Annotated in this window: 20 protein-coding genes and 1 pseudogene; all 21 read left to right on the top strand. The window is 32.1% G+C overall.

The window, feature by feature from the left end:
- Window positions 1-196 precede the first annotated feature (196 nt).
- The 21 genes and pseudogenes from pezA to ABPH35_RS05395 all read left to right on the top strand — a co-directional run bounded on the left by pezA (window position 197) and on the right by ABPH35_RS05395 (window position 18,793).
- A complete protein-coding gene (gene pezA / locus ABPH35_RS05295) occupies window positions 197-673 on the top strand; it encodes a type II toxin-antitoxin system antitoxin PezA (RefSeq protein WP_349988665.1) in 477 nt (158 codons plus the stop codon).
- Window positions 673-1,461, top strand: a complete 789-nt coding sequence (gene pezT / locus ABPH35_RS05300; protein WP_349988666.1) for a type II toxin-antitoxin system toxin PezT — start codon at window positions 673-675, stop codon at window positions 1,459-1,461. Before pezA ends, pezT begins: the two co-directional genes overlap by 1 nt.
- Entirely contained in the window at window positions 1,451-3,205 is a 1,755-nt protein-coding gene (locus tag ABPH35_RS05305; RefSeq protein WP_349988667.1) for an ATP-dependent nuclease, read from the top strand. The genes pezT and ABPH35_RS05305 overlap by 11 nt, the downstream gene beginning before the upstream one ends.
- Window positions 3,198-4,739 (top strand): UvrD-helicase domain-containing protein, encoded by a 1,542-nt coding sequence (locus ABPH35_RS05310; RefSeq protein WP_349988668.1) that lies wholly within the window; start codon window positions 3,198-3,200, stop codon window positions 4,737-4,739. The genes ABPH35_RS05305 and ABPH35_RS05310 overlap by 8 nt, the downstream gene beginning before the upstream one ends.
- On the top strand, window positions 4,736-4,948 hold the full coding sequence (locus ABPH35_RS05315) for a hypothetical protein (protein WP_349988669.1): 213 nt from the start codon (window positions 4,736-4,738) through the stop codon (window positions 4,946-4,948). Before ABPH35_RS05310 ends, ABPH35_RS05315 begins: the two co-directional genes overlap by 4 nt.
- A 99-nt stretch (window positions 4,949-5,047) precedes the next feature.
- Entirely contained in the window at window positions 5,048-5,326 is a 279-nt protein-coding gene (locus ABPH35_RS05320) for a hypothetical protein (protein WP_349988670.1), read from the top strand.
- 321 nt (window positions 5,327-5,647) lie between these two features.
- Window positions 5,648-6,007 carry an SAG1252 family conjugative relaxosome accessory protein gene (locus ABPH35_RS05325; RefSeq protein WP_368849641.1) on the top strand — a complete coding sequence of 120 codons (360 nt, stop codon included), beginning with the start codon at window positions 5,648-5,650 and terminating at the stop codon, window positions 6,005-6,007.
- A 9-nt stretch (window positions 6,008-6,016) separates the two neighbouring features.
- Window positions 6,017-6,382 carry a MobC family plasmid mobilization relaxosome protein gene (locus ABPH35_RS05330; RefSeq protein ID WP_349988671.1) on the top strand — a complete coding sequence of 122 codons (366 nt, stop codon included), beginning with the start codon at window positions 6,017-6,019 and terminating at the stop codon, window positions 6,380-6,382.
- Window positions 6,369-8,228, top strand: coding sequence for an SAG1250 family conjugative relaxase (locus ABPH35_RS05335; RefSeq protein ID WP_349988672.1), 1,860 nt, complete (start codon window positions 6,369-6,371; stop codon window positions 8,226-8,228). Before ABPH35_RS05330 ends, ABPH35_RS05335 begins: the two co-directional genes overlap by 14 nt.
- A 256-nt stretch (window positions 8,229-8,484) precedes the next feature.
- Window positions 8,485-8,667, top strand: coding sequence for a hypothetical protein (locus ABPH35_RS05340; protein ID WP_349988673.1), 183 nt, complete (start codon window positions 8,485-8,487; stop codon window positions 8,665-8,667).
- Window positions 8,668-8,800: 133 nt separating this feature from the next.
- Complete coding sequence (locus ABPH35_RS05345) at window positions 8,801-8,995, top strand: hypothetical protein (RefSeq protein WP_349988692.1); 195 nt, start codon at window positions 8,801-8,803, stop codon at window positions 8,993-8,995.
- Between the two features lie 145 nt (window positions 8,996-9,140).
- On the top strand, window positions 9,141-10,499 hold the full coding sequence (locus tag ABPH35_RS05350; protein ID WP_349988674.1) for a S8 family peptidase: 1,359 nt from the start codon (window positions 9,141-9,143) through the stop codon (window positions 10,497-10,499).
- Window positions 10,500-10,538: 39 nt separating this feature from the next.
- Window positions 10,539-11,222 carry a response regulator transcription factor gene (locus ABPH35_RS05355; protein WP_349988675.1) on the top strand — a complete coding sequence of 228 codons (684 nt, stop codon included), beginning with the start codon at window positions 10,539-10,541 and terminating at the stop codon, window positions 11,220-11,222.
- Window positions 11,215-12,567: a sensor histidine kinase gene (locus tag ABPH35_RS05360; protein WP_349988676.1), complete on the top strand. Its 1,353-nt coding sequence runs from the start codon at window positions 11,215-11,217 to the stop codon at window positions 12,565-12,567. Before ABPH35_RS05355 ends, ABPH35_RS05360 begins: the two co-directional genes overlap by 8 nt.
- 359 nt (window positions 12,568-12,926) lie before the next feature.
- The gene (locus tag ABPH35_RS05365; protein ID WP_349988677.1) at window positions 12,927-13,619 is read left to right on the top strand and encodes an ATP-binding cassette domain-containing protein; all 693 of its coding nucleotides are present in this window, start codon (window positions 12,927-12,929) and stop codon (window positions 13,617-13,619) included.
- Window positions 13,616-14,335, top strand: a complete 720-nt coding sequence (locus ABPH35_RS05370; RefSeq protein WP_349988678.1) for an ABC-2 family transporter permease — start codon at window positions 13,616-13,618, stop codon at window positions 14,333-14,335. Before ABPH35_RS05365 ends, ABPH35_RS05370 begins: the two co-directional genes overlap by 4 nt.
- 2 nt (window positions 14,336-14,337) lie before the next feature.
- A complete protein-coding gene (locus ABPH35_RS05375) occupies window positions 14,338-15,006 on the top strand; it encodes an ABC-2 family transporter permease (RefSeq protein ID WP_349988679.1) in 669 nt (222 codons plus the stop codon).
- Between the two features lie 60 nt (window positions 15,007-15,066).
- The gene (locus tag ABPH35_RS05380; RefSeq protein ID WP_349988693.1) at window positions 15,067-15,204 is read left to right on the top strand and encodes a YSIRK-type signal peptide-containing protein; all 138 of its coding nucleotides are present in this window, start codon (window positions 15,067-15,069) and stop codon (window positions 15,202-15,204) included.
- Window positions 15,205-16,389: 1,185 nt separating this feature from the next.
- Window positions 16,390-16,527 (top strand): annotated as a pseudogene (locus tag ABPH35_RS05385) (D-alanyl-D-alanine carboxypeptidase family protein); the annotation flags it as partial.
- A 113-nt stretch (window positions 16,528-16,640) separates the two neighbouring features.
- On the top strand, window positions 16,641-16,766 hold the full coding sequence (locus ABPH35_RS05390) for an SH3 domain-containing protein (protein WP_349988694.1): 126 nt from the start codon (window positions 16,641-16,643) through the stop codon (window positions 16,764-16,766).
- 1,610 nt (window positions 16,767-18,376) lie between these two features.
- A complete protein-coding gene (locus ABPH35_RS05395; protein ID WP_349988680.1) occupies window positions 18,377-18,793 on the top strand; it encodes a hypothetical protein in 417 nt (138 codons plus the stop codon).
- Window positions 18,794-19,003: the final 210 nt, after the last annotated feature.

Genomic DNA, 19,003 nt, shown 5'->3' on the forward strand with positions numbered 1-19,003 from the left:
TGGTCAAAATGATGGCGGGAAGGCCTTTTTATTTTGCCCTAAACCACTCTTCTAGACTATTTTTTTCAAAAATAACACAGAAAACAAAAAGACAAACCAGGCTCTCGACTAGTTTGTCTTCAGTCTACGCACCATATTTGGTGCTTTATCCGTTTTTTATGGTATAATGAAAGCAAATATGAGGAGGTCTTTATCTATGATTGGAGACAATATCAAATCACTACGTCGAACACATGATTTAACACAGCCAGAATTTGCGAAAATTATTGGAATTTCCCGTAATAGTTTGAGTCGCTATGAAAATGGGACTAGCACGGTGTCAACCGAATTGATTGACCGAATTTGCCAAAAATTTAACGTTTCATACGTTGATATTGTTGGTGAGGACAAGATGTTAACACCCGTTGAAGATTATCAATTGACCTTAAAAGTAGAAGTCATTAAAGAACGTGGAGCAGCCATTTTATCACAGCTCTATCGCTACCAGGATAGTCAAGATATTGCTTTTGATGATGAATCGAATCCTTGGATTCTCATGAGTGATGATCTGTCTGAATTAATCAATACAAAAATTTACCTAGTTGATACTTTCGATGAGGTAGAGCGTTACAATGGTTATTTAGACGGTATTGAGCGGATGTTAGACATGGTGCATCATCGGGTGGTGGCTTAATGAGGCTGGAAGAATTTAGTGAGACTGAGTTTCAGAAAGCCTTACAGCGAACTATTCGAGCCCTAACTCGTGGAAAGACTATTACAGGTCAACCGAAAGCTATCTTGCTTGGTGGACAAAGCGGAGCAGGTAAGACAACGATACATCGTATAAAGCAGAAAGAATTTCAAGGCAATATCAGCATCATCGATGGTGATAGCTATCGTTCTCAGCATCCCAATTACTTAGCACTGCAAGAAAAGTATGGCAAGGATAGCGTGGACTATACCAAGGAATTTGCAGGAAAGATGGTCGAACATCTTGTTGATGAACTCAGCACGCAAGGCTATCATTTGTTAATTGAAGGAACTTTGAGAACGACAGATGTCCCAAGAAAAACTGCACAGCTATTAAAATCAAGGGGTTACCAAGTCTCATTAGCCTTGATAGCCACCAAGCCTGAATTGTCATATCTCAGCACCTTGATTCGTTACGAAGAACTATATGCCATAGATCCCAATCAGGCCAGAGCAACCCCTAAAGAACATCATGATGGTATTGTAGAACATTTGGTTGATAACCTAAGAGAGTTAGAAGGCGAACAACTCTTTGACCAAATCCAGGTTTATCAAAGAGATAAAACTTGTATCTATGATTCTGAAACTGATAAAGGCTCCGCAGCTGAAGGGCTACAAGAATGTCTCTTTGGAAAATGGAGTAAAGTTGAGGAAGAGATGATGAAGTTAGGTCGGGAACGGTTAGTTAAACTGAATAATAAGAATTTGCTGGAGAGTAACTATGGAATTTAAAAAGTTAGTAATTGAAAATTTTCGTAATTTTAGTTCTATTGAAATTGACTTATCAAATAAAAATGTGATATTCGGGATGAACGATTCGGGAAAAACAAATCTTTTGTTTGCAATAAGATATTTGTTAGATAGAAGTATCAGAAATAAAGGTTTTATTAAATCAGATTATCATAAACATGATATTAGTAAACCTATAAAAATACAGCTTGAAATTGATTTGTCTGATAGGGAAGAGGATGATGAAGAGTCACTAAAGTCTTCACATTCACGTTTATTAATTTCAACAGTTGCTGGAGCAAGAAAAAATGCAAGTTTAGATACATTCTTCATTTCCTTGGAGGCGATGTATGATGAGAAAGAGTTGTTTGGAAACCCGGTATTAAGTTGGGGTTCTACTTTAGATGATTTAGTGGAAGTACCTCAATATGGTACAAGGAGTGATATTGATAAGATTTTCCAAATAGTCTATGTAAATCCTGCGATAGAGTTGGATGCATTTTTTAAGCGAAATAGAAAATTATTGTTCTCAGATGATACTAAAACTGATGAAGATGTAGCACTTGAGAAAGCGATTGAGAGTAGTATTATTGATTTAAATACAAATATTTCTAATCTAAGTTTAATTACTAGTGTTCAGTCACAACTGACGGATGCCTATAAAAGCTATCGTAAAGAAGATTTAGAGATAAAAATCCAATCAGAAATTTCAATTTCGGGTTATTTGGATAATCTTACTCCGTATATAAATTGGAATGGAGACACTCAAAATTATCCAACATCTGGGGATGGACGAAAAAAACTTTTATCATATGCTATTAATCATCTGATTTCAGAAAAACAGTACAGTAGTAAAGTGATAATTTATCTAATAGAGGAACCAGAGAATAGTCTGCACAGATCAGTACAAGTATCACTTTCTAAACAGCTTTTCATTCAGAATATATACGAATACTTCTTCTTAACAACTCATTCAGCAGAAGTGCTTTATGAAATGAATAATACTCAGCTCATAAAGATAACTAATCAACAGGAAGCAACAGGACATTCTTCATACTACAAGGTACCAAGTGAGTTTTCAAATTTAAAGAAAAAATTAAATAAATCATTAGCGCAGTCTATCTTCTATGATAGAGTTCTTTTGGTTGAAGGTCCATCAGAATACTACTTATTTTCTTCTATTTTTGAATACCTTGGTCCTGATTTTGAAGTAGAAGGAAAATACTTGTTACAAGTCAATGGTATAAATTTTAAACCTTATGCAAAGCTGTATAGAGAATTAGGTATAGAATTCTTTGTGAAGACAGATAATGATTTAAAGGCTAGTAGAGGTGATAAACATGAATTTTCTCCAATAGGATTCAATCGATGTATTGAGATTCTTGATGACAATATAGTTGCTAAATTAAATAATTATCGTATCGATTTCTCTTCAAAGGAAGAGAGAAATCAGAATATAAAAGCTAAAAAGAAAGAATTGTATATTATGGAATATACTTTAGTATCTCAATTGAATTCAAAGAGGCTATATATATCAGAGATTGATTTAGAAAACGATTTAGCTAAGGTACTGTCCGAAAGCGAGAGAAATGGAATGAATGTATCAGATTTTGTGAATTGGTTACAAAGTAGTAAGCAGTATAATATGTTGGAATATATTGATAGGGACCTTACTCAAGAAATTGCACACAAAATTGTGAAATCAGAGTATTTTAAAGTTTTAGCGGAGTTTTTAGACTATGAGTGATATTGCTACACGAGATGAAAATATCAAAAAAGAGTTATTAGAGTATCAAGGAAACATTCTAATTTTAGCTAACGCAGGTTCGGGAAAAACAACTTTTTTAGCTGAAAAGCTAAAAAGCGATTCTAAAAAGCTAGATAATTATCAAAAACTAGCAGCGATAACTTTCACTCGGAACGCAACTGAAGAAATAAAACAGAAATTAGTTGAAATTCCAGAAAATGTTGTTGTATCTACTATTGATTCATTTTTAGATAATGAGATTATTCTCCCTTTCCTTGATCAAAGGTATAAAGTTGCAACGTCGTTACAGTTTAGTTTTCAGCAAGAATACAAGTTTAATAATTTCGATATTGGACTATGTCAAATAATGCAAAATGGTATTTTTGCTACTTATGATAATCCGACCGCTCGGCAAGGTAAGAATTTTAAATGTGAAGTTGCTTTAGATATACTAAAAAATATTGAGTCTGCATCAGAGTATCTAAAGTATAAATTCAATTCACTTTATATCGATGAGTTTCAGGATTGTGATCAATCTATGAATGATTTATTCATGTATTTAAAAGATGAACTGGGAATTCGATTATTTATTGTAGGAGATGATAAACAATCAATTTATCAATGGAGAGGGGCTTCGCCTAGATATATTAAAAATTTATGGGAAAACGAAAATGATTTTAAAAAAGAGAGGTTTATTGGTAATTTTAGGAGTTTACCTAAAATTGTAGATTTTTCATTAGCTCTAACTCCAGAAGTAAAAATTGATTCTATTAATGAAACAGGTTCTATTTTATATATAGAGACTAAGCAATTTGCTTTAAAAGAAGATGTTATCAGATCTCTGGTAGATAATGGTGATATAAATTTAGATGAAAAAAATTATTTTTTAATTGGAAACAATCAACATATTGAAGAAACTGTAACACAATTAGGTGGAATATTCCCAAATGAATTTGATTATGTCAGAAAAAATCCATTTATAGAGTGTACCAATGGTAGTTTTTTACAATCTTTAGCTCAATATTATTTTCTTGAAAGTTTTTCTGAGTATGATGTGTTGAACAATCTTTTTCCTGATTATAATGACGATTTTAGGAAAAGATTATTAAAAAAATTGAAAATCTTGCGTCAAAATCCTGAGCGATTACTTATCGAAGATATAGCGTCATATCTAGGTGTATCAATTACACAATTTGGTGATAAATTAGAAAGTCAAATATTACTTGAAGTTTTAATTAATGTAGAGAATAGAATCTTATTTGATACTAGTTCATTGAAAAATAACTTATTAATGACAACACATAATTCAAAGGGACTAGCTGCAGATACGGTGATAATATTTGTTGAATATTTGATTGACAGATATAAAAATACATTAAAGTTCGAGGACCATTATGTTGCAATCACTAGAGCAAAATCAAAAATAATCCTTATTGATAACAAGACAAACTATGTTAGCGAAATAAATAGATTATTATGCAACAATAATGGTAATTTTTCATTTGATAATTTCATAGAAAGAAGGAATTTATGATTACTTTGCATCACGATGTACTGAAATTTGATATTACTGGTATTTTGGGGTTTGAAATTAATCAACATATTGATTTTTATAATGATGGGGTTAATGAAGCCTATATTGCAATAAAAAATAATGATAAGAATACTGCATTATCTATTTTACGAGTACTAAAATCACAACTAGATAGGGAATATAAGTATTTTGATTCGAAGAGATTTTGAGATTTTAATTCTCTAAACGATGCATATAGCTATGTTGATGGTATAAATAGAGCGAGTAGAGCATTAGTAGGGGAACCAAATTATAGAAATATGAATTCCATGCTCTATGATATTAAAGATTATATGACTAGACATAGATATGAGGATGATATTCTTTATGGTAATAAATTCGCACTAGCAGTAGATATTCGTTTAGATGAGATGACAAATCAAGAGTATCATTCACATGCTGGTAAGTTACTTCAAGGTATTAGAGCATTTTACCTCCGACCAGGAAAAGGTATTGTAAAAGAATGTATTAAACTCTCTAAAGTTTTTTCACAAAAGAGTTTAGAACCATATATTTTTAAAGAATATTTTGCTAAATATTTAAGATAGTTTACCGAGAGCGTTCAGCTCTCTTTTTTCTTACTCTCATTTTCAAACTGTGATACTTTTTCCAAATCATCTCTATTATCCTAATACTATTCCTAAGGAAATCAAATCTTGATTTTCACTGGGGGTGGGGGCGGAGCCACCAAGTTATCTTATCGTTAGATGTCAAAACTGGAAGGTTTTGGTCAGCTGGCGATATGATTTTGGGGATATTGTGGACACAATATCTGAGCTCGCAAAGACCGAACAAGGTCTTTAGGAAATTTCCCGTATGACACACGGGGTCGGGTCTTGCCCGAGAAAGGATGAAAGTGAGGAAAAGAGATGTCTGAACAGTATCGTGACATTCGAAAAGAGGTAAATCTAACCGCTGATGAGCTAAAACGGATTGAAAAGATGATGGAGGTTGGCAATTATCGTCACTTTTCTCCCTTTGTGAGAGATAAAATTTTGATGATTGATGATAAAAAGTTAGCTGCTAAAGAATGGTTCTTCCTTTGGCAATCTCAAAAGTTTGAGCAGATTAGTCGAGATATACATGAAGTCCTGGTTATTGCAAGAGAAAATCGCCAAGTGACTCAAGAGCATGTATCAATCTTATTGACCTGCGTTCAAGAATTAATTGCAGAAGTGAATCAGACTCATCCACTCAGTCGTGAGTTTCGTGAAAAATATATTGGTTAGGAGGCTACTATGGTTTATCGTTATCGTACCAATCTCAAAAAAGTATTTCTAACAGATTCAGAATTATATCAATTGAATGAGCGAATTGCTAAGAGTAATTGTCAAAATTTCTCAGCCTATGCTAGGAAAGTGTTGCTTAATCCCAATATGTCATTTGTCACGATTAACACTGATACTTATGACCAGTTAGTTTTTGAATTGAGACGGATTGGAAATAACATCAATCAAATTGCGCGTACGATTAATCAAAGCCATCTGATTTCTCAGGACCAATTACAAGAACTGCGTAAAGGAGTCGGAGAGTTAATTAAGGAAGTAGATAGAGAATTTCAAGTAGAAGTGAAAAGACTGAAGGAGTTTTATGGTAGTCACTAAACACTTTGCGACACACGGGAAAAAATACCGTAGGCGTTTGATTAAGTATATTCTCAACCCAAATAAAACGGACAATCTGAAATTGGTATCTGATTTTGGCATGAGCAATTACTTAGACTTTCCTAACTATGAAGAAATGGTTGAAATGTACAATGTTAACTTTACTAACAATGATAAGCTATACGAATCAAGAAATGACAGACAAGAAAAACACCAGCAGACTATTCATGCTCATCACCTTATTCAATCATTTTCTCCTGAGGATAACCTGACACCTGAAGAAATCAATCGGATTGGTTACGAGACCGTGATGGAATTAACGGGAGGCTGTTTTCGTTTCATCGTATCGACTCACACAGACAAATATCATCTCCATAACCACATACTAATCAACGCCATTGACCGTAATTCAGATAAAAAGTTGATATGGAATTATGCCTTGGAACGAAACCTTCGTATGATTTCAGATCGTATTTCTAAAGTGGCTGGGGCGAAAATTATTGAAAAGCGTTTCTCTTACTATGACTATCAAAAATATAGGAAGATTAGTCATAAATTTGAATTGAAACAACGTCTTTATTTTTTGATGCAACACTCAAAGTCCTTTGATGATTTTTTAGAAAAAGCAGAGCAGCTACATGTTCATATTGATTTTAGTAAGAAGCATAGTCGCTTTATAATGACGGATAGAGCAATGATCAAGTCAATCCGAGGACGTCAACTCAGTAAACGAGATTTATATGATGAAGATTTTTTAAGAACGCATTTTGCCAAGATAGAAATTGAAAGTCGATTAGAATTTCTTTTGGGGCGTGTTAATTCTTTAGAAGAGTTACTAACAAAAGCGAAAGAATTGAATCTAATCATTGACTTAAAACAAAAAAATGTAACTTTTATCTTGGAAGAAGAGAGTCAAAAGATAAGTTTAGGCCATAAAAAAATAAGTGATAAGAAATTATATGATGTCAATTTTTTTCAAGATTATTTTAAAAATAAGGAAATTGGTGATTCAAAAGGATTAGAGGATATACAGGAACAGTACCATGCTTTTCAAGAAGAACGAGATAAGGATAAGGTATCCACTGAAGAGATTGAAGAAGCCTTTGAGACATTTAAGGAAAAACGAGATGCCGTTCATGAATTTGAAGTGGAACTTGCAGAGCACCAAATAGAGAAGCGAGTTGATGAGGGCATTTATATCAAGGTGTCTTTTGGTGTCAAACAGAGTGGCCTTATTTTCATTCCCAACTATCAATTAGATATTCTTGAAGAAGAGAATCAGAAAAAATATAAAGTCTATATCCGTGAGACAACCTCTTACTTTGTCTATAACAAAGAACATTCGGATAAGAATCGGTATATCAAAGGGCGAACCTTGATTAGACAACTAACCAACGATAGTAGGATGATACCATACAGACGACCGACTGTTGAAAGACTTCAAGAAAAAATTTCTGAGATTAACCTCTTCATTGAATTAACCAAGAAAGATAAAAAATACCAGAACATTAAAGACGAACTAGTCGCAGAAATAGCAGAGCTAGATATAAAACTGACTCAAACAAACGAAAAAATCGCCACCTTAAACAAGATGGCGGAAGTATTTATCAATCTGAAGAGTGCCGAACTGAGCAGTCGAAAACTAGCAAGGTATGATTTTTCAAAACTAAATTTGACAGAATCAATTACAGTAGAACAAGTGACCGAAGCAATAAGAGTGCTGCAAGAGGAACTAGGTCATTATCTTGATGAATACGAAGGATTAGCTAGGAAGTTGGAAATATTTGTGGAATTATTAAGCACTGATAAAGAGCGGAATCATAACTTACGAGATGTGCTCAGATAGAGTAAATATAAGAGGCTTTTTAAAAATTTAGAAGCAAATAAAGATTCTCTTGATTTTTGATGATGGATATGCCTATGAAGTAAGTTATTCGAGGCAAGCAATTAGATAAGCGTTAACCCTATAACGAAGAACACTTGCGAGAGACCTATCAAGAATTTAATGTGAAACGAGAACAGGTTCAGGAATTTTAAGACTATCTTAGCCGACCACCAAATTGATAATCTGGTAAAAGATGGTCCCTTTATTAGGTTGAATTATGGCGTCAAAAAAAGCTGGATTGGTCTTTATTCCAAAGTGTCATTTAGATATTAAAGAGGTAGAAAGTGATAAACACTACCATGTCTTTATCCGTGAGACTGCACAATTCTTCATTTACAATAAGGAGGCACCCGAATTTAATCAATCTATATGCATCGTCGCGAGCTCATTCGTCAGTTAATCGATAACAGTTAGGTTATTCCAAAAAGATGACTATCAACAATTGCTACATTTAAGAAAAAAGATTGAAGAGATTAATCTCCTAATTGAGGTTGCAGGACAACGTAGTTCATCTCAACAAGGTTATTGAGGTATTGCTTAATCTTAACAACAATGATATGGAGAACCGCTGTTTGGCTAGATATGATTATGCCAATATGAATCTGACTGCAGCTATAACCATAGAGGATGCTGAGCTAGAAATAGAAACTTATCAAAAGCAGTTAAGTAAGTCAAAAGATGGTCTATATAGCCAGGAGATTGAAAAAGTTTGTCAAAATCTTAAATGATGTAGGATTAATCGAGAATGGTAAAAAATATGCTAATAAAAAAAGATCACTGCATAGAAAAATAAAGAAGAAATGACAATTATTCTGAAGAAATTCTGAAATATAATTGGTACAATATAGCTAAAAAAATATAGAGGTTAGAGCCATGAAAAAAAGAAATTTAGTATTGAACATTTTTTTGTCGTCAATTATTCTTTCATTTAGTAATTTACAAGTGCAAGCTAATGAAAATGAGGATGCTAGGTATAATATTCTACTGAAAAATACTGAGTCGATTATTGATATTGAAATGAATTTTGAAAAACAAGGAATCAAGGTTATAGATAAAATTCCTGAAATAAACTTTTTAACTGTATCTACTAATAAAAGTATTGATGAAATTCGAGAACAACACGATTCGTATATTGAAGAAATTGTGGCTGATAATACGTTAACTGTAAAACCTAACATAACCTATTTATATGGTGAAAATGTTTATACAAATAATAGCTTTGATTTCTGGTCAAATCAGTGGGATATGCAAAAAAGTATCAGTACGGGGACCAAATTTAGACATAAATCAACTGGTAAGGCAACAATTGGAGTCATAGACTCAGGTATTACATATGATAACCCACAAATTTATTCAAATATTATTTCAGTAAAAAACTTTACAGCAGATTTAGATACTGGAGCAGTTGATGAGCAAAATATTCTCGATAAAACAGGACATGCAACATCAGTTGTTGGACAAATTTCATCAAATGGTGAATATCAAGGTATTGCTCCAGGAATGAAAATAAGGATGTATCGTGTATTTGACGAGGGAAACGCTCAAGATCAATGGATATTAAAAGCGCTTATTCAAGCAGCAAAAGATGATGTTGATGTCATTAATTTAAGTTTAGGAGAGTACCTGTTAGAAAACTCCACTGACGAAGATGACAATACTGCCTTAGTTAACATTTATCAAAGAGCAATCGATTATGCTTATAATCAAGGTTCGGTTGTTGTTGCCTCTGTTGGCGATGAGGGGATTGATTTAGATAATCAAGCTGAATTGAAAGATCATCTAGGAAGTTTAATTGGCAAAGATTATAATCAGATAGATGGACTTGTAAGAGATATCCCAGCGGAATTAGATAACATTGTTGCAGTTGGTTCCGTAGATGATGATGACTATATTTCCAGTTTTTCAAATAGGGGTAGTAGTGTAGATATTTATGCTACTGGAGGTGGAACTAAGGCATTAGCAGAAGTTGGTTATGAAAACTGGGTTAGTAAAAAGTTATATGAGAAAGATTGGGTAATTGTTCCTACGTTGGAAGGAAAATTCACTTATGCTTATGGGACCTCTATTGCTACTCCTAAAGTATCTGCGGCATTGGGACTGATTATTGAAAAGTATAACTTAAAAGATCAACCAGATGAAGCAATTAAAATTCTATATGATAATAGCTGGTTAAGTAAAAATGACAATAATCAAGAAATTAGATTGCTAAATATTACGAATTTTGTGCAATAATAGTGTAAAATAGATATATAATATTTTCGAGGTATCAGGATGTATAAGATATTAGCTGTAGATGATGATTTTGAAATTTTGAAACTGATGAGAACTATTTTAGAGATGAAAAATTATGAGGTAACCACCTACCAAGAGGTTAAAGTTCCTCTTTCAATTAATGATTTTAAAGGTTTTGATTTAATTCTTCTTGATGTCATGATGCCTAATATTGACGGACTACAGATTTGTAAAAAAATTCGTGATGAAGTAGATACTCCAATTGTCTTCGTAAGCGCTAGAGATAGTGAAAATGATATTGTATCAGGTTTAAATTTAGGTGGAGATGATTATATTACTAAACCGTTTAGTGTCCATCAGTTAGTAGCAAAGGTTGCTGCGCATTTAAAGAGAGAGGAGAGACATAAGACTTCTAAGGAAAAAGAAAGTGTCGTCAGAGAATTACTGCCTATTACTTTCTATCTTCAGGAAAAACAAGTTTGTATTAATGGAGAAATTGTTCCCCTTACTCGAAGAGAGTATGATATTTTGGAATTGCTGTCACGTAAAACCAATAAAGTTTACACAAGGGAAGATATTTATGAGCAGGTTTATGATGATGAGGCTGACGCATTGTTTAGATCTATTTCTGAATATATATATCAGATAAGAGGGAAATTCTCACCATATGGAATTAATCCGATTCGTACAATAAGAGGTATGGGATACAAATGGTATGACTAAAAAGAACTATTCGATAAAACAGAGAAGTTGGAAAGTTGTTTTTGAAGTTATTACTCTGACTATTTGTAATGTAGTAGTGATTTTATTTTTATCAGCTGTGCTATCTGAGCTGGGTCTTGTGACATATGGAACGATGAGAATGGACTTCCCTATACAAAAGGAGATGACTGCTGAAGAACTTAGTGAGGTTATGAAACCTTATAGATATGACTTTGTTGTTTTTAATAAAGAGTTAAAGGAAATTAATCAAGGTCATTTTGTTAACGATGAATTGAATTACTATAAATCAGTAGTAAAAAATCAAGAAAATCTTAAAGTAGGTTTAGTTCATTATGACCAGTTTCAAACTGACGATTATATTCTAATTGTCAGATATAATGAAGTTCCAGAATTTTCAAATCAATATTTTAGAAGAATTCCCTATAATTACCTTACTATAACTTTGTTTCTCTTATTTCTGGCTCTGTCAATTACTATTTGTTTAACGAGATACATAAAAGAGATTTCTGCAAATTTTAGAGCGATTCAGAATACGTCTGTCCAGATGGGAACTAGAGTTTTCCAACTTAATGATAGATATTCCCAAATTGATGAGTTTGATGCCATTTTAAAGACTCTTCATAGAAAAGGAAATGATTTAGCGACACTTGTTGAAAAAGAAAAAACAGAGAAAAAAGATTTTTCTTTCCAAGTTGGTGCTCTTGCTCATGATATCAAAACTCCTTTAACTGTATTAAAGGGAAATCTTGAGTTGCTTGAAATGACTAGTTTAACAGAGCAACAAGAAGATTTTATCTATTCGATGAATCACAGCATTACTACTTTTGAAAAGTATTTTAATGAGATGTTAAGTTATTCGCGTCTTTTAATTGAAGATGGAGAACATCATGGAAGTATCTTTTTATCAGAATTTTTAGATGATTTATTGGAAGAAGCTGTAGATATTATGATGACCGAACAGGTGACATTCGAACTTACTAATTCTACGTCAGTTAAGAATTTTTATGGGAATCAACTCAATTTAAATAGGGCTTTAATCAATATTCTGGCAAATGCAGCTCGATATGCTACCGACGGGAAAAAGGTCATATTATCAGTAAAAAATACAGCGGATTTTCTTATTTTTGAAGTTTGGAATAGTGGTTCAGCTTTCACAGTAGAGGCACTTAGTAACGCAAACAAATTATTTTATACTGAAAATTCTGGTCGAAGTAGTAGTCATTACGGCATTGGATTATCATTTGCCCAGAAAGTTGCCCAAAATCATCAGGGAAAATTAATTTTGACCAATCCTGAAGCTGGAGGGGCAAAAGTGGAATTGTGTATTAAAAATAAACCATTATGAAGTAAAACATGCAAGATAGCACTCAAAGAGTGACTATCCCAGATTGAAGAAAAAGTCCTTTTTGAGGATAGTTTCTTCAATCTTTTTCTTTTTATGGCCAGTAAAAAAATCCCGAAACATGATAATATCAACGTTTTAAGACAGAATCTCTAAAAATAAGGTTTGTCTACAAACTCAGATAGTACTCAAAAGTGACTATGTTTTTTATGTGATTAGTAGGTAGTCGCTCTGACTGAAAACTCCTTAGGACACTTCTTACTGTAAGATAAATGACTTGTTTTCATAAATGCTTTGACTCTGAACAAAATCTGAACAAGGTGTAATACAATCTTTGTATAGAATAAAGGAGGAAACTATTTATGCAAGTAAAAATCAATAATCTATCCAAAAATTATGGAGATAGACAAGTCCTAAAGGATGCTAATTTCACAATTGAAGCTGGCAGTATCTGTGGCTTATTAGGCGTGAATGGTGCAGGAAAATCAACACTAATGAAAATTATGTTTGGTTTAGAGAAGGAAACAAGTGGAGAGATTTTTTTTGATAATCGTAAACGGCAAGTAAATGAATATAATGATAGAATAGGAGCTTTAATAGAAGCACCTGCTATCTATATGAATCTTTCAGCATTTGATAATTTAAAAACAAAAGCATTGCTATATGATATTACAGATGACCAAATCAAAGAAGTTTTAAAAAAGATTGGACTAGAAAATACTGGAAGAAAGAAAGCAGGTAAGTTTTCTTTAGGAATGAAGCAACGCTTAGGCTTAGGAATGGCTATTTTGACGAACCCGAGTTTACTGATTCTTGATGAACCAACAAATGGGTTAGATCCAGATGGAATTAAGGAACTATTAGATTTATTGAAAGATTTGCAGAGGAATGGTATGACAATTCTTATCTCAAGTCATCAATTGCATGAAATCAGCAAGGTGGCTGATAAGATTGTAATCTTAAATGAGGGCTATATTTGCTATAACGAATTAAATAATCACGATGACGACTTAGAAAAGATTTTCTTTAACATTGTCCATGGAGGTTTAAAATGAAAAATATTATCAGATCGGAGTTTTTGAAAATAAATAATAATAGTTATAGGAAACTATTGGTAGCCCTCCCCTTGTTAGCTGCCTTGATTGCTTTCTTATTAGTTGGACCACAGATTTTAGAAAGTTTTACAATCTATTGGTGGGAGGCACTATTTCTCTTTGCTTTAGTTGGATTACTTTTTCTTAAGGATTTTAAAAGCGAAGAGAAGGCTGGTCATTTTCAAAATGTTACTTTAGGAAAATTAGGATATAAAATTCGGATATCTAAAATGATTTTAGTAGTAGTTCAACTCTTTTTTTCAAGTGCATTCTTGATGCTTATCATAAAAGTAATGGAAAGCTATTTATATCCGAATTATATGGTGGTAAATACTTTACAGGATTCAATAACATTATTGTTTATGCTATTAAGTGTAGCTTGGAATATAGCTTTTCTATATTATCTATCAGATAAGCTAAACCCTTACCTGCTTGTAGTTGGGAACACTTTTATTTGCCTATTGATTGCACCATTGATTGCACAGACAAAGTTCTGGTTTATTTTTCCTTATACCTATCATTACAAGGTGGCACAGACTATCCTACATTTACGGCCGTCTGGTGACTTAGAACAAAGTTTTGGAAATCTAAACCATTCTACAATTTTATTGTGTGTACTCTTGTCAGTAATGTTAACACTTATTATTTGTATGTTAATGTATCGAAAGAGGAAATGAATATGAAAATAATTCAAAGTGAGTTGCTGAAAATTAAAATGTCATATCCGAGCTATCTTATATTAGGTTTTTCGGTCGTTGAAATAATCACTATTTTGCCTTATTTAATATTTGTGAAAAGTAGTAAAGCTTTAGAGGCTGCAATCTTCTTTCCAATGCTAGCGATTGCAGTAATCATTAGCTTAACAGCTATTTTGATTTATGAACAAGAAGAGCAGGCTAATCAATTTCAAGTATTGATTAGTGAACGGAATGGACCTAAATTATGGGCAGCTAAGATTCTAATTTTAGATTTAATGCTTCTGCTACCAACAATTGGGCTATGGAGCTTATTATACTTGGTTTTCAAGCAAGATTTATTTTTTACAGTTGGTTTAGTCTATTGGTTACTAAGTGTTTTATTAAATCATGTTCACTTATTGTTGACCTTTCTTTTGGGAAATAGTGGGAATTTAATCGTAGCGTTTATTGAGTGTTTACTTATTATTTTTGCAACAAATAAAGTATTTTTAGAGATGTACTGGTTACCAATAGCACTACCAATTAATATGATTTTAGAACCTGTAGATGGATATTTAGTAAACCTATCTATCCTCATCAGTTGGATAGTTTTTCTATTTTTAGTTCAAATATTTTTATTAAAATACTCAAAAATGAGAATATTGAAATAAACAATCATTTTACTCTAACAAATGTAAAAAAACAAAGAAGTACAAATTAATGAAAAAAGAATTTTAGCCTGTTTCTCTATACGAAAGTATTCAATTGGTGTTACTTCAGTAGTACTGATAGTATGGTTATTTTTGGCCTCTCAGAGTGTGTCTGCGGTTGAAATAGCAACTGAAATCACGTACTTAAAGAAATTATAATAATTCAAAATACTACCTCCGAGAATGAATAGCTGAGGAATTCTATTAAGTGGATGATATGATTTTAGAAAACGCAAAAATTATTGATAGTTTTAAAGCTGTCACAACTAGTCTAAATGTTTCTAATGGGAAAATAACTTATTCAAAAAATTGATGTGGAATAGTAGAATGAGGCAAATATTCTAGAAGAGTCAGCGCTGCATACAGAAAGTGTAACGACTACTTCGTCATAATCAAGCAAATCAGCGCCAATACAATTTAATTTATATAATGGGGAATAGCAATTATGATACTGTACAAACCAAAGGTAATCATAATTGGATTACTTAAATTAGTTATAGTAGGATACATCGTTATGTAGATTTAGATAATGTTGATACAAAGGAATATGTGGTGTCTTCTAATCATTTATCTAAAAATAAAAAATCGGTCATTACTCCAGTATCCTACAGAGTTGTGCCTAAAATTTCTGTGGAAGTGCAGAATAATAAACAAACCTTCTAAGAGATTTGATGGTACAGTTAGTGAAGTAGTTAGTTCCGAAGGAATTGTAGAAGTAAGGGTCCCAGTTTAGTCTACGCAAGGTAGGGAAGATGAGATTATCTAGTATAAAGCGTCAAAACAAGCTAAAGGAAATTATAAATCGTGAGAAGATTCTAGAAAACACAAAGATAATGTCGGAGAATCTAATATTCATCAATATCATGCCTTTAAAAGCGACAGTCAACAGGGTATTACAGGTACTAAAACAGTTGTTGAAACTTCGGACTATGATACTTTAAAAGGAATATATACTATTTATAATAATTGTAGAAACAGATTCTACTCCAAATGCAATTACCTGTGATGGTTGATATTATAGCATAACGGAAAATATGATGAAATTATTATAGCTAATAAAAAATATTTAATGTCTTCTTCTTTTAACTTTAGTGAAAATCCAAAAGTAAAAGAAGAATTCATACGTTTGCGAGACGATATGATTAAACAAAGTTTTTATGTCGGGTACGGCTCTAGTGGCTTTAGAAGTTATACTCAGAAAAACTTATATTTGAATTATGTTAGTAGAGAGATGAAGCTACTAATTATTATTCAACACGAGCAATTCATAATGAGTATCAAACTGGATTATCCTAGGACTTAACGGATAGAGCATAGAACTTAGTTAAAGATAAATTTGCAACAGATTCATTATATAAGAACGGTTATAAGTATGGTTTTGTTGTACGATACTTGCCAAGGAAAGAGTCTACAACAGGTTATATGACGGAATCGGAACCTCGGCATATAAAATACATAGGAAAATCAGCAAGAGAGGTCTAAGAGTCTAGAAGTACACTAGAAGAGTATTTTGATTTTGATGGAGGTAATTATTTTAGTAGTAATCTCTCAAGGTCTTATAAATTCAGGTATAGCTATTCCACAACAGGTAACGTATAAATTTACTCAGCCTTTTATTAGTTAAAGTAGAAGCTAAAATATCTAGTCCAACATTATCCTATTATGGCACAGAAGATACGGTTAATTATAATAAAGTTATTACTTACGAAGGACATCAATAAATTTCGTACACTACTTATAGTGGTAATAGAAGATATATTGCGAATATTAAATTGAATTGAAGAGGATATGAAGATCCCTTTAGGGATAATGGTAAGTAGTACAACTGCCTCTTTGAGAGGCTGGTGACGAGTCAAGAGCAGTGAGGCTTGAACAAAGTGAAAGCCAGCGTCTTTAGGCGCTGGTTGGAAATGTGGGCTTATAGCTCCAGTTCAAGAGTTTGGGACAAAAAGATTTTGATTTTTGAAATTCTTTAAATTGATAAATTAGACATGAAAAGCGAACAAAACAGAATTCTGAGTGTCAGAAAGCGAGTTTTGTTCGCTTCATAATGGGAAGAGCATTTTTTCTAGAATTGTTGTAAATTCAACGTTTTTCAAAAAATAGAGTTTCTAAAATGTTATTAAAAACTGTTCTAAATTCATTAATCGATTTAAAATCAATTCATAGAGATCAATTTTATAATGATGTTTTCGACGTAGTTTATTGTTTAATGAATATATTTCATTTCTGAATTTTTTTGAAAATTTTGGTATCTGTATAACTTTTAATTCTTTTGTATCGTAATTTTTATGACAACCCAAACCTCCTCCTCTGTTTGCAAAATCGAGAGCATCAAACATCAATCTCAAAATGATTAGTGTATTCCAAGTTATCATCTCGGAAAAATAAAATGTTTCAGAATTGAAATGTAATTCTTTTTGAGTTTTGCTTATCAAATTATTTCTGTATCGTGCTCTATTTTCTTTTGTAACAAATTTAGCATTTATCAAACTAAAAATTTCTTCATCTAAAACTAATGAAGTATTAGTTAAATGCGAAACATTGATTTGCTTTTTTAATATCTCTTCAAATGTTGAGCGAGGTTTTTCTTTGAATACTTTTGATAATTCTTTATCAGTATTTATTACTGATTGTTCAATTTCTTTAATGAGATTAAAAACTCCATTTGAGACTAAACCTTCTAAATATTGAATTATTCTATTATCATTAATTTTTTCAAAAATAGATGTACTAAAAATTTCTTTTTCTAGGCATTTTCTTTCCCCTTTCCTTATTATTTCTTATTACTGTTAAAATGCCTCCCACTCTTTTTTATAGAGCTGAGTATGCTCAAAGATAATACCCGTCGAGGCTATTGACGTTTTTGAGAGATTCAGTCATCACCGTTTCCCTTTCCCAGTATTATCCTGATGCCATTGTTTCAGTTATTTTTTATGAACCAATTTCATAAAATGACTTGCTTAAACATTTTTTTCTTTACTTTTTTTGCTACAAAATGGTTATTCTTTACTCATTTCATTCGTAGAATAACCATTTCGTTTTCCTTCTTTTTTCCTGTCTATCATCTTCAATGGCATAAGCTGACAGAATCAATATCATCATCAATTCCATTTTTCACCGAGCCCAGTGTTGGATTGACAAAGATACCCTTCGCATTATAATGACCTCCAATTCTTCAATATTTTCTATATATAGTATGCCTAAAAAAAGAAAATATAAAAATTCAGGAATAGAAACTATCTGATAAAAAGAGCGTTTCTTATTTTTTTGATTTACTTTTTCTGTCATACTTATAGTATACAAAAACAATATATAAGGAGGTTCCAATATGTTAATTTGTGAACAAGAACTGTTATATTTTCTTATTAATACGATTGCTGAAGCTGAAATACGCTCAGGTTATTGCAAGAATGAATTTATCACAGAGCGGTATTTGAATGATGAGTATTATGAATATAGCTTACTCAACGATAGTTCGGATATAGTTATTCGTTTTTATCTTGATTGTGACGATCGAAATGAAGAGTTTGTAGTGACACTTGCTTTGTATGATGATATACACGAGCCTGTGTTGATAAAATTTACTTTTTCGGATGGTGAGAACGATATCAGTGACTATAAAGAGGCACTGAAGGTGATTATTGAACATTATATCGTAGGAAGTTGGTATCAGGCGATGGAAGAAATTGAAGAGATTGGCTTTAGCACTTTTGTTCAAAAAAATAGTGGTAAATTACTGAGTTAGCAGAATAGAGTAAACTCTTTAAATAGTAAAAACGTATAAATAAGGATACCAAAAATCCCGAATTTATACGCTTTTTTAATACAAGCTCTGTTCTTATTTTGGATAAAAATTTAGTTTCTAAGAGATTTTTTAACTTTTTCGGAGTATAATAACAGAAAATGCTTGCGAGGTAAAAAGATGTTTCACACAGAAAAAACTGATTATAATCGC

This window comes from Streptococcus handemini (assembly GCF_040984445.1).
GTDB lineage: Bacteria > Bacillota > Bacilli > Lactobacillales > Streptococcaceae > Streptococcus > Streptococcus handemini.

Excerpts from the sequence above, each read along its gene's own strand:
- pezT (WP_349988666.1), top strand. The coding sequence starts at position 673 with ATGAGGCTGGAAGAATTTAGTGAGACTGAGTTTCAGAAAGCCTTACAG.
- ABPH35_RS05360 (WP_349988676.1), top strand. The coding sequence starts at position 11,215 with ATGACTAAAAAGAACTATTCGATAAAACAGAGAAGTTGGAAAGTTGTT.
- ABPH35_RS05355 (WP_349988675.1), top strand. The coding sequence starts at position 10,539 with ATGTATAAGATATTAGCTGTAGATGATGATTTTGAAATTTTGAAACTG.
- ABPH35_RS05305 (WP_349988667.1), top strand. The coding sequence starts at position 1,451 with ATGGAATTTAAAAAGTTAGTAATTGAAAATTTTCGTAATTTTAGTTCT.
- ABPH35_RS05330 (WP_349988671.1), top strand. The coding sequence starts at position 6,017 with ATGGTTTATCGTTATCGTACCAATCTCAAAAAAGTATTTCTAACAGAT.
- ABPH35_RS05395 (WP_349988680.1), top strand. The coding sequence starts at position 18,377 with ATGTTAATTTGTGAACAAGAACTGTTATATTTTCTTATTAATACGATT.
- ABPH35_RS05315 (WP_349988669.1), top strand. The coding sequence starts at position 4,736 with ATGATTACTTTGCATCACGATGTACTGAAATTTGATATTACTGGTATT.
- ABPH35_RS05325 (WP_368849641.1), top strand. The coding sequence starts at position 5,648 with ATGTCTGAACAGTATCGTGACATTCGAAAAGAGGTAAATCTAACCGCT.
- ABPH35_RS05365 (WP_349988677.1), top strand. The coding sequence starts at position 12,927 with ATGCAAGTAAAAATCAATAATCTATCCAAAAATTATGGAGATAGACAA.
- ABPH35_RS05350 (WP_349988674.1), top strand. The coding sequence starts at position 9,141 with ATGAAAAAAAGAAATTTAGTATTGAACATTTTTTTGTCGTCAATTATT.
- ABPH35_RS05310 (WP_349988668.1), top strand. The coding sequence starts at position 3,198 with ATGAGTGATATTGCTACACGAGATGAAAATATCAAAAAAGAGTTATTA.
- pezA (WP_349988665.1), top strand. The coding sequence starts at position 197 with ATGATTGGAGACAATATCAAATCACTACGTCGAACACATGATTTAACA.
- ABPH35_RS05375 (WP_349988679.1), top strand. The coding sequence starts at position 14,338 with ATGAAAATAATTCAAAGTGAGTTGCTGAAAATTAAAATGTCATATCCG.
- ABPH35_RS05370 (WP_349988678.1), top strand. The coding sequence starts at position 13,616 with ATGAAAAATATTATCAGATCGGAGTTTTTGAAAATAAATAATAATAGT.
- ABPH35_RS05335 (WP_349988672.1), top strand. The coding sequence starts at position 6,369 with ATGGTAGTCACTAAACACTTTGCGACACACGGGAAAAAATACCGTAGG.
- ABPH35_RS05340 (WP_349988673.1), top strand. The coding sequence starts at position 8,485 with ATGGCGTCAAAAAAAGCTGGATTGGTCTTTATTCCAAAGTGTCATTTA.
- ABPH35_RS05320 (WP_349988670.1), top strand. The coding sequence starts at position 5,048 with ATGCTCTATGATATTAAAGATTATATGACTAGACATAGATATGAGGAT.